Source organism: Pseudomonas sp. HP_08, assembly GCF_055284095.1.
Genome location: NZ_JBTOQC010000029.1, coordinates 1 through 10869, shown reverse-complemented (window position 1 = coordinate 10869; position 10869 = coordinate 1). Strand labels below are relative to the sequence as shown.

Here is a 10869-nt window from a genome sequence, read left to right as displayed (position 1 = left end):
TTGTCTTTGTGTTTAAATTTGCTGGTGTTCAGTCTGTTTGCGGGCGGGCCCCGGGGGGGGGGGGCCCCCCCCCCGCTCCTACGGGGGGTACTCGATACCAGGCTGCCCCAGAGGCCGGACGAATACGATTACTCCGGTTCTGCGTTGTGTTTGATGAGCGCGCCGTTAGCCCTTAAGCCTTGGCCGCCATTGCCGTCACTTCAACGCGCATGCCTTCGACCGCCAGCGACGCCACGCCCACGGCGGCGCGTACTGGCCAGGGCTGCTTGAAAAAGCGCCGGTACACATCGTTGAAGGCGGCGCGGTCGGCCATGTCGGTGAGGTAGATGGTCAGGTGCAGAACCCGGTCCATCGAGCTGCCGGCCTTTTCCAGCGCCACTTTGAGCGCCTGCAAGGTGCATTCGCTTTGTTCGGTGATGCCGCCCAGTTCCAGGCTGCCATCGGCGCGGGTCGGGATCTGTGTCGAGACCAGCAGGCCGCCGAAGCCTGCGACGTCGGAGGAAATGGAATCGGCGTCAGGATCGGGAATGAAGGTGATGTCTTGGTTAGCCATGAAAATCTCAGGTTGAGGGATAGAACTGTATGGCCGTTAGTGTACCTCATGACCAAAAAAGCAATGAACCGCAACTTGAGCAATACCCCTTTGTGCATATATCCATAACGGCGCTCATTTCAGGAAAGTGCGCATTAACAGTGCATCTTCTTTACCCCTGAAAGTTGCAGTTGTTCATAGAGAATCAACGCCATGAATAAAAACCATGGCGGGCATGGCCAATACTCGGCGGGGCGGGATTGCAACGATCCCGATCATTGCCTGTTTCCATTAGTGGCAAGCTAATTGCTATTCCCAACAGGAAAATAAATTACCCAAAGGGAATGAGCAATTCATCTCCCCTGCGGCGTAAACCCCAGCGCTGGCGCGCCTTTGTCCTGCATCGGCGCCGGCACGATTCCCGACCGTTGGAGATACTCAGCCATGATCCGCCTTGCTCGCTCAGGCCGCGCCATCTGCGGCCTCTCTCTTGTTATGGCTTGCTCTTCAGGGTATGCCGATGAAGCTGCTCCGGTGATCAACTCTGGCGACACCGCCTTTGTGGCGTTGTGTTCGCTGATTGTGTTGTTGATGACATTACCCGGCCTTGCGCTGTTTTACGGCGGCATGGCCAGAACCAAGAATGTGCTCTCGGTGATGATGCAGGTGTTTTGCACGGCGGCATTGATGTCGATCATTTTTGCCGTGTACGGCTACAGCCTGGTATTTGGCGACGGCGGTTCGATGAATGCGGTCATCGGCAACCTGGACAAGTTGTTCCTGCAGGGCGTGACCATTACCACGGTGGTGGGCACCATCCCTGAGTATTTGTACTTCTTGTTCATGCTGCTGTTTGCGGCGATTACGCCGGCCATCATCGTCGGCGCGTTTGCCGAGCGCATGAAGTTCTCGGCGGTCATGGTGTTCATGGCGCTTTGGATCACCCTCAACTATATCCCCATGGCGCACATGGCCTGGGGCGGCGGCTGGGTGTTCAACCTGGGCGTGCAGGACTTTGCCGGCGGCAACGTGGTGCACCTCAATGTCGGGATTGCCTCGTTGGTCGGTGCCTGGCTGATCGGTCGGCGTCGTGGTTTCGGCACCTCGCAGCTGGCGCCGCACAACATGACCATGACCATGACCGGCGGCTCGCTGCTGTGGGTCGGCTGGCTGGGTTTCTGCGGCGGCTGTGTGCTGGCCGTCAACGGCTTTGCCATGCTGGTGATGGTCAACACCATGCTGGCCAGCTGCGCCGGTGCGCTGGGCTGGATGCTGGTGGAATGGAAACACCGTGGCCGGCCGAGCCTGTTCGGGGCGGTGTCGGGCTCTATCGCAGGCCTGGTGGCGATCACCCCGGCGTGCGGCTTTGTCGGGCCGATGGGCGCCATCGTGCTGGGCTTTATCGCCGGTCCCCTGTGCGTCTGGTCGGTGGAAAAACTCAAGCCGATGCTGGGCCTGGACGATGCCTTCGATGTGTTTGGCGTACACGGTGTCGCCGGCATTCTGGGCGGGCTGCTGACGCCAGTGTTTGCCATGACGGCGCTGGGCGGCCAAGGCTTTGCCGAAGGCCGCGATCTTGTCAGCCAGTTGATGGTCAATGGCGGCGCGCTGCTGTTCAGCATTGTGTTCTCGGCGCTGAGCAGCCTGGTGGCGTTCAAGCTCGCGGCCATACTGTGCGGCGGCTTGCGTGTCGATGAGGACGCCGAAGTGGATGGCCTGGACCTGGCCGCGCATGGCGAGGTTGGCTACAAGTACTCCAATTGAAATGTAGGAGCGCGCTCTGCCGGAATGCCGGACCACCGCGACCGGCTGCGTTAGCAGTCGTAAATTTTCAGCGTTTCATAGAATTTGCGAGCGCTGCGCACTCGGTCGCGGGCAGAGCGCGCTCCTACGGGGGGTGCAGCCGGGGAATGGATTGCAAGGACAGGGAACAATGGCAGGATTGAACGGATGGTGGTGGCTGGTGCTCGCGGGGTTGTGCGAGGTGTTTTATGCCTCGGTGATTCCGCGCACGCAGGGCTTTACCCGGTTGTGGCCGAGCCTGTATTGCGCAGTGTTCCTGGCGTTGAGTATTTACCTGCTGAGCCTTGCAGTGCGTGAATTGCCGCTGGGCCTGGCGTATGCGGTGTGGGTCGGGATCGGCGTGATCGGGACGGTGATCTACGCCACCGTGGTGCTGGGCGAGCCGCTGAATGTGTTGCGCGGGGTGTGTCTGCTGATGATTGTCGGCGGCATCGTCGGGCTGAAACTGTTCAGCCCGACCGCCGCCTGATTCAGCGCTGCTGCAACATGGACTGGATCTGCTGCACCGACTCTTGCGTGCGCTGGGCCAGGTTGCGCACTTCGTCGGCGACCACGGCAAACCCTCTGCCCTGTTCGCCGGCCCGCGCCGCTTCAATCGCGGCGTTGAGCGCCAGCAGGTTGGTCTGCTCGGCGATGCCACGAATCACCGCCGCAATGCGCGCGATGTTTTCGTAGGTGGCCTGGATACCGGCCTGCTCGCGTTCATGCAGGTTGGCCGCGGTCTTTTCATCAGTGATCTCACGCACCGCGCCGGCGACATGCAGCAGCCGGCCATGGCTGTCGCGCAGGCTGCGGCCGCGCTCACGGAACCACAGTTCGCCACGGGTCTTGTGGCGCATGCGGTACTCCACGACATAGCCACCATCGCCGCCGGGCTCTTTCATCGAGCTGTCGAACGCTTGCATGACCTGTTTGAGGTCATCGCTGTTGACCACCGCAAAGTAGCTGTCCCAGCCATCGGGAAACGACTGGGCGTCGTGGCCGATCAACTGGCGAAACTGCTCCGACCAGCGAATCACGTTGTGTGGGTGATCGGGATTGCCGTCCACCACGTTCATCGACCAACAGCCCTCGGTCAGGCTGCTACGAATCACGTCCCAGACCTGCCGCTCTTGCTCCCAGCCCGCTTGCTCTGCGCTCATTTGCGCCAGCCGCGCCTGATCGCTGTGCTGCTGCGCCTCCAGCTCGGCAATCCGTGCCAGACCTTGCGCCACAAGGCGTTGCAGCTCGGCGTACTGCTGATCGGTGCAGGGTGGCGCCGGTCGCTGTTGCGCTTCCTGGCGGATGCTTTGCAGCTCGCCCCAGCGCTGGTGCAGGCGCTGCAGATTGCCTTGCAAGCGCGGATGATCACGCAGTGGTGCAGACGCAGGAACGGGGCTGCCCTGCTCGTCCAGCAACCGGTCCAGCCACAGGCCAAGGTCATTGGCCAGGTTACGAGAAGCGTTTTTAAACCACATCGGCCAATCTCCCTTCAGGCAAACGAAATGACAAAAGGCGCCGTGCAAGACGTATGCCGTCGTACAGGGCGCCTGGGTGAAGCCAATGGATCAGCTGCGAACCCGGCTTTTGTCCGGGTCATAGGCCACGGTGCTGGTCGCCACCTGCGCGCGAATGCGTTTTTGCTGGCCGTCGAGCTTGCCGATTTCAAGCAGCGTGCCAGGCTCGCAATAGGCGATATCCAGCCGGCACAGGGCGATGTTGCTTCCCAGCACCGCCGAGCGGGTGGCGCTGGTGATGACCCCGACCTGGGCACGGCCGACGCGCACGCAATCGCCGTGCGCTGCGACTTCGTTGCCCTCCAGCAGCAGCCCGACCAGTTTGTGCCGGGGCTGGGCGGTGCGCCGCAGCAGCGCCTCGCGGCCGATGAAGTCGGCGGTTTTGCTCTTCAGGGGCACGCAAAAGCCGATGCCGGCTTCGAACGGGTCGGTCTGGTCGTCGAACTCGTAACCGGCAAACACCAGCCCGGCTTCGATGCGCAGCATGTCCAGCGCTTCAAGCCCCAACGGCACCAGCCCCAGTGGTTTGCCGAGCGCCCAGAGCCGTTCCCAGACCTGCATCGCGTCATCGGGATGGCACCAGACTTCAAAGCCCAGCTCGCCGGTGTAGCCGGTGCGCGACACCATCAGCGCCGGGCCGTTATGGTCGTCCAGGCGCCCGGTCAGAAAGCGGAACCAGCCAAGCTCTGCCAGCGCCGGCTGGGTGCCCGGTGTCCAGATCATCTGCCTGAGCAGTTCGCGGCTTAGCGGGCCCTGCACAGCGATGTTGCTGATCTGTTCCGAGGCGTTCTTGATCCATACCTTCATGCCGAGTTTTTGGGCCTGCTCGCGCAGCCATACGCCGGCGTGATCCTCGCCGCCGATCCAGCGAAACGCATCCTGGCCCAGGCGCAGCAAGGTGCCGTCGTCGAGCATGCCGCCGTGCTCGTAGCACATGGCCGAATAGACCACCTGGCCGATGGCGAGCTTGCGCACATCGCGGGTCAGGCAGTAGTCGAGCAAGGCTTCGGCATCGGGGCCCAGCACCTCGAACTTGCGCAGGGCCGACAGGTCCATCACCGCCACCCGTTCGCGGCAGCCGTGATATTCCTCAAGGGCGCCGTAGCCATCGAAGCGGGTCGGGGTCCAGAAACCGCGGTAGTCGGTGAACTGCCGGGTCAGGCTTGAAGTGCCCGGATGAAAACCGCTTTCGCGGGTCAGCACCGGGTCGGCGTCGGCGGTCTGTCGTGTGCTCATGGCGATACTGAAGCGCTCCTTTTCGGAATAAACGCGAATATGAATGTCGGTGGGCTGCCAGCCATTGGCCGGGTCGATATCGTCCGGGCAACTGCTGCTGGCGCACACCAGGTCGGTCATCGCCTTGAGCAACACATAATCGCCGGGACGCGACCACGGCTCGTCGAGGGTCAGGTGTTGATGGGCATCGATGCCGGTGTTGAAGAAGAAATTGATCGCCGGCCATCCCGCCCGCCCCTGCACACCGTGCGCCGCCAGGACGCGGCTGATGTTGTCGCTGCAATTGTCGTGGCCGAAATAGCCTTGCGACTCGTAATAGCGTGCGGTGCAGGCCAGGGCGAAGGTGTCGTGGCGGCCGACCGTGTCGCGCACCACTTCGAGCATCGGTTGCAGGTTGCGGTCGTAGAAGCGGCTGAACAGTCCCGGCCCCGGATAGGCGCTGCCGTTGAGGGTGCGGGTGACGGTGGGGTCCAGATCGATCTCACGCCCGTCATCCAGCCCGCGCCGGTCAAAGGCGACAAAGTCCGAGCACTGGCGCCCGGCGACATCGATCACCTGAATGAACTGGCCCGCACCCACGTGATAATCGCGTGCGGTACCGGGGGTAATGGTGAATTCGTCGATGACCTCGCCCAGCGGTGCCGGCAGCGGTGGCACCCACAACGCCGTCGGGTTGGCGCGTTCGATGACCAGGCGCAGTTCGCTGGCCCTGCCCTGCCCGTCCACCGCCGTGCGCCCGCCGGGTGCGGCGACCACCACCAGCACCTCGGCGCTGGCGCTCATCGAGCGGCTGAAGCCTGCCGGCGTCGCGGCCGGCCAGAGGCTGCACGCCTCCCCAAGGTGGCGGCAATCCACACCGCGCCGGGTCAGGCCGGCGGCGACGTGTTGTGATTCAAGGGTGCGCTCGTTCAGTCGCTGGCCGATAAAGCGCGCACCGGGTGTGCTGTGCAAACCCAGCGCTGAAAGCGCCTCGCGACCGTCGCTCAGAAAGGCCAGCAACTGCGCAGGTTGGTCGCCTTCCAGGTCGATGACCTGCAAGCGGTCGCCGGCCTGCAAGGCGACCACCGTCAGCCCGCCCGGCGCGACCCGGTGCCGTTCGTAACCCGGGGTACGGGCAAACAAGGCCGGCTCCAGAGGCCGGCTGGTGACAGGAAGATTCATGAGCAACCTCATAGCAAACAAATGACAGGCACACCGCTTTCAAGCGACTGACACACATCCCGTAGGAGCGCGCTGGCCCGCGACCGAGTGCGCTAGCGCTCGCAAAATCTCGGAAACGCTGAAAATTTACGACTGTAAATTCTGCGAAACGCTGAAAATTTACGACTGCTAACGCAGCCGGTCGCGGGCAAGCGCGCTCCTACGGGGGGGGCAGATCAGCCGGTGGATTTCAGGCGGTCGAAGCCGTCGTTGCCCAGGTAGGCCTTGAGCGAATCGTCCAGGGCATCGAGCCACGGGGTGTGGTGGACGGTGGCCAGCGTGCCGGTGATCAGCGAGCGATAGCAGTTGTTGCGATACCCCATGATGTCTTCGTACTTGTCCTTCTTCCATTGCAGGAAGGTCTGGTTCACCTGCGAGATATCGAAGCTTGGGTAGTCGGTGGCTTCGATCAGCTGGCGGATGTATTCGCCCTGAAACTCGAACATCTGCTGCGCGGTTTCGAGGGTTTCCTCTTCCTGGCGCCAGGCCAGGTTTTCGGCACGCATGCGCGCCTTGTCCGGTAGGTCGATGCGCCCCAGAATCACGTCGCGGGCGTACCAGGCCTGGGCGTCGAACATGTTGAAGCTGTACCACTGGTCCTGCATGCCCAGGTAAATCAGGCGTGGGTTGTTTTCCCAGAACACGCCCTTGTACAGGTTCAACGGCCACAAGCGGTTGCCGGTCTTGAGGCGCAGTTCTTCCGGCAAAAAGGCAAAGTGGTGCTTGTAGCCGGTGCACAGAATCACTGCGTCGACTGCCTTGCTGGTGCCGTCGATGAAGAACGCGCGGTTGCCCTGCACGTGAGTCAGCAGCGGTTTTTCTTCCCAGTTGGCCGGCCACTGATAGCCCATCGGCGCACTGCGGTAACTGCTGGTGATGGTCCGCGCGCCGTATTTGTAGCATTGCGAACCGATGTCTTCGGCCGAGTAACTGCCGCCGACGATCAACACATCCTTGTCCTTGAACTCCAGCGCATCGCGAAAATCGTGGGCATGCAGCACGCGCCCGGCGAAGGTCTCGAAGCCCGGAAAGTGCGGCACGTTGGGCGTGGAGAAATGCCCGCTGGCGACCACCACATGGTCAAAGATCTCGCTGTAAGTCACATCCTTGGCGTGGTCATGAAGCGTGACCGTGAACTGCTCGTGCGCCTCATCAAAGGTCACGCTGCGCACCACGGTGTTGAAGCGGATGTAGTCGCGTACCCCGGCTTTTTCGACCCGGCCCTTGATGTAATCCCACAGCACTTCGCGCGGCGGATAAGAGCCGATCGGGCGGCCAAAGTGTTCGTCGAAACTGTAGTCGGCAAACTCCAGGCACTCTTTCGGACCGTTCGACCACAGGTAGCGGTACATGCTGCCGTGGACCGGCTCGCCGTGTTCGTCAAGACCAGTGCGCCAGGTGTAATTCCACATGCCGCCCCAGTCGGCCTGTTTCTCGAAACAGACCAGTTCGGGGATGTCCGCACCCGCTTCGCCTGCCGACTGAAAGGCCCGCAGTTGCGCCAGGCCGCAAGGGCCGGCACCGATAATGGCGACTCGCTTTTTCATCTTCGATTCTCCGCAATGACAAACGCTCGATGCCTCACAGGCATTGCAAGCGGGTGGCGACAAGGGTGTTGTGCATCAGGCAGGCAATGGTCATCGGGCCGACGCCGCCGGGCACCGGGGTGATGGCCGAAGCGATGGGCAGTGCGGCGGCAAAGTCGACATCGCCGACCAGCCGCGACTGGCCCTGCTGTTCGATGCGGTTGATGCCGACATCGATGACCACCGCACCCGGCTTGAGCCACTGCGCGTCGATCAGCAACGGCCGGCCGACCGCCGCGACGACGATGTCGGCCTGTTGGCAAAGCTGCGCGGCATTGGCGCTTCGCGAGTGCACCACGGTCACCGAACAGTCGGCTTGCAGCAGCAAGGCGGCCATCGGTTTACCGACGATATTGGAGCGGCCGATGACCACCGCGTGCTTGCCGCGCAAATCGCCACAGGTGTCCTGCAACAGGCGCATGACCCCGGCCGGCGTGCAAGGTGTGAGCACCCGTCGGCCCTGGCTGAGGCCGCCGACGTTTTCGGCATGAAAGCCATCGACGTCCTTGTGCGGCGCAATGGCCTGGATCACCCGCTGCTCGTCGATCTGCGCCGGCAACGGCAGTTGCACCAGAATGCCGTGCACCGCCGGGTCGGCATTCAGCTGTGCGATCAGCCCCAGTACATCCGCCTCGGTGGTCTGGGCCGGCAAGCGGTGCTCCAGCGAGCGAATGCCGCACTCGCCGGCGCGCAGGGTCTTGTTGCGCACATAGACCTGGCTGGCCGGGTCTGCGCCGACCAGCACCACCGCCAGCGCAGGCTCGATGCCTTGTGCCCTGAGTTGCGCGGCATCGAGGCTCACCTCGGCCAGCAACCGCAGTGACGCCGCCTTGCCATCGATCAGCCGGGCGCTCATCGGAAGATCACCGTCTTGTCGTGGTTGATGAACACCCGGTGTTCCAGGTGGTACTTGAGCGCCCGCGACAGCGCCACGGTTTCGGTGTCGCGGCCGATGGCGACCAGATCGTCGGGACCATGGTCATGCTCGACCCGTTGCACTTGCTGCTCGATGATCGGCCCTTCGTCCAGATCGCCGGTGACGTAATGCGCGGTGGCGCCGATCAGTTTGACGCCGCGCGCATAGGCCTGGTGATAGGGCCTTGCACCCTTGAAGCCGGGCAGGAACGAGTGATGGATATTGATCGCGCGCCCGGCGAGCTTGTGGCACAGGTCATCGGACAGAATCTGCATGTAGCGCGCCAGCACCACCAGGTCGGTGCCGGTCTGCTCGACGATGCTCATCAGCTCGGCTTCCTGCGCCGCCTTGGTGTCCGGCGTGACCGGCAGGTAAACGAAGCGGATGCCCTCGCGCTCGGCCATCGGCCGCAGGTCCAGATGGTTGGAGACGATGGCGGTGATGTGCATGCTCAGCTCGCCCTTGTGATGGCGATACAGCAGGTCGGTCAGGCAATGGTCGAACTTGCTGACCATCAACAGCACTTTCAGCGGCTTGTCGCCGGCGTGCAGCGCCCACTGCATGCCGAAGGGCACCGCGACATCGTCGAAGCCCTGACGCAACGCCTCGATATCGTCAGTGGCGCCGGCATTGAAGCGGAACACCGCACGCATGAAAAAGCGCCCGGTGTGCTCGTCGTCGAACTGCGCCAGCTCGCTCAGGTAACAGTCGCGATCGGCCAGGTAGGTGGTCACGGCGCTGACAATGCCCGAGGTCGCCGGGCAACTGACGTTGAGAATGTAGTGCGGGGTGGTCATGGCATGGTCTCTATTGTTGCTGGCAAGTCGTGAAGCGGATCAGCCTTTGGCCGTACGCTTTTTCTTTTCCGGGTCATCGAACGGCAGGCTGTGGCTGATCGCAGAGGCGTTCAGGCTGCCGCGCACTTCAAGCGCCACGCCCTGCTCGGCAATCGACGGCTCGACCCGGGCGATGGCCATGGATTTGCCGGTCAGCCGCGAGAACATGCCGCAGGTGATCAAGCCGACCTGGCGGCCTTCGAACCACAGCGTGTCGCCGGCCTGGGCCGCGGTCTCGCCGTCGAGCAGCACACCGAAAATTTTGAAGCGCTCCTGGCCCTGGCGCCGGTAATGCTCCTCCGCGCCACGAAACCCCTGCTTGCCGGGCGACACGGTGAAATCCAGGCCCAGTTCCCACAGGCTGTCGCCGGCCTTCTGGTCGGCGAAGGGGTACATCTGCGAGTTGTCGTAGGGGAAAAACAGCAGCGAGCTTTCGACCCGCAGCCAGTCCAGCGCGGTAAACGCACAGGGGATGATTCCCAGGTCGCGGCCCTTCTCCAGAATGCCGTCCCAGATCAATGCCGCATCGCTGGCCTTGCAGAAGATCTCGTAGCCGCGCTCACCGGTGTAGCCGGTGCGCGAAATCATCACCGGGCGGTCGAACAAGCGGGTTTGCAGGTGATGGAAGTACGGCAGGTCACGGATGCCCGGCACGTGTTCGGCGAGAAAATCCACGGCTTTCGGACCTTGCAGCGACAGGTCGTGCAGATCGTCGTCGAACAGCACCGCGACCTGGCGGCCTTGCGCCGAGCGCACCAGCAGCTCATGACCGCTGCCGGCGCCGTGTACCACCATGAAAGCATTGGGGCCGGTGCGATAGACGATGCAGTCGTCGGCGAAATTGCCGTCTTCGTCGAGCATGCAGGCGTACACCGATTTACCCGGATACAGCTTGGCGATGTCGCGGGTGGTGGCCTGCTGCAACAGGCTTTCGGCGTGCGGGCCGACGTAATGCACCTTTTTCAGGCCCGAGACGTCCATCAAGCCGGCACGGGTGCGAATGGCCTCGTGGTGGTCGGCCAGATCGGTGGCGTAGGTCCAGGCGGTGGGCATGCCGTTCCAGTCTTCCAGGTTCGAGCCCAGGGCCAGATGCCGTTCGCGAAGCGCAGGCGTGCGCCATGAATGAGTCATGGAAAATTCCTCGTTGGATAAATAAACAACACAGCCTCCCCCGTAGGAGGGGGGGGGGGGGGGGGGGGGGGGGGGGGGCGGGCGCGCCGGCGGGTCCGCCGGGGGGGATGGTAGGGTGGGGGGCGGGGGTGGG

The 10869-nt window shown here is 63.0% G+C and carries 8 protein-coding genes and 2 pseudogenes; 2 read left to right on the top strand and 8 right to left on the bottom strand.

The genetic code is table 11. The features are described 5' to 3' along the window. Positions 1-172: 172 nt before the first annotated feature. Positions 173-553 carry a RidA family protein gene (locus ACYAS9_RS21900; protein ID WP_463570405.1) on the bottom strand — a complete coding sequence of 127 codons (381 nt, stop codon included), beginning with the start codon at positions 551-553 and terminating at the stop codon, positions 173-175. A gap of 423 nt (positions 554-976) precedes the next feature. On the opposite strand from ACYAS9_RS21900, the gene ACYAS9_RS21895 reads away from it, so the two are divergent. Then, positions 977-2296, top strand: coding sequence for an ammonium transporter (locus tag ACYAS9_RS21895; protein WP_463570404.1), 1320 nt, complete (start codon positions 977-979; stop codon positions 2294-2296). A 169-nt stretch (positions 2297-2465) separates the two neighbouring features. After that, positions 2466-2804: a DMT family transporter gene (locus tag ACYAS9_RS21890; protein WP_463570403.1), complete on the top strand. Its 339-nt coding sequence runs from the start codon at positions 2466-2468 to the stop codon at positions 2802-2804. Between the two features lie 7 nt (positions 2805-2811). Here the strand turns inward: ACYAS9_RS21890 and ACYAS9_RS21885 are convergent. From ACYAS9_RS21885 to ACYAS9_RS21855, 7 genes and pseudogenes are all read right to left on the bottom strand, one after another. Then, a pseudogene (locus tag ACYAS9_RS21885) lies at positions 2812-3027 on the bottom strand (methyl-accepting chemotaxis protein); the annotation flags it as partial. A 33-nt stretch (positions 3028-3060) separates the two neighbouring features. Beyond that, positions 3061-3393, bottom strand: a pseudogene (locus ACYAS9_RS21880) (PAS domain-containing protein); the annotation flags it as partial. 489 nt (positions 3394-3882) lie between these two features. Next, complete coding sequence (locus ACYAS9_RS21875) at positions 3883-6228, bottom strand: DUF1989 domain-containing protein (protein ID WP_463570402.1); 2346 nt, start codon at positions 6226-6228, stop codon at positions 3883-3885. A 215-nt stretch (positions 6229-6443) separates the two neighbouring features. Next, positions 6444-7814 carry an NAD(P)-binding domain-containing protein gene (locus tag ACYAS9_RS21870; protein ID WP_463570401.1) on the bottom strand — a complete coding sequence of 457 codons (1371 nt, stop codon included), beginning with the start codon at positions 7812-7814 and terminating at the stop codon, positions 6444-6446. A gap of 34 nt (positions 7815-7848) precedes the next feature. Further along, positions 7849-8709, bottom strand: a complete 861-nt coding sequence (folD, locus tag ACYAS9_RS21865; protein WP_463570400.1) for a bifunctional methylenetetrahydrofolate dehydrogenase/methenyltetrahydrofolate cyclohydrolase FolD — start codon at positions 8707-8709, stop codon at positions 7849-7851. Then, the gene (gene purU, locus ACYAS9_RS21860; RefSeq protein ID WP_463570399.1) at positions 8706-9566 is read right to left on the bottom strand and encodes a formyltetrahydrofolate deformylase; all 861 of its coding nucleotides are present in this window, start codon (positions 9564-9566) and stop codon (positions 8706-8708) included. Before purU ends, folD begins: the two co-directional genes overlap by 4 nt. A gap of 39 nt (positions 9567-9605) precedes the next feature. After that, positions 9606-10736, bottom strand: coding sequence for an aminomethyltransferase family protein (locus ACYAS9_RS21855; RefSeq protein WP_463570398.1), 1131 nt, complete (start codon positions 10734-10736; stop codon positions 9606-9608). Positions 10737-10869 lie beyond the last annotated feature (133 nt).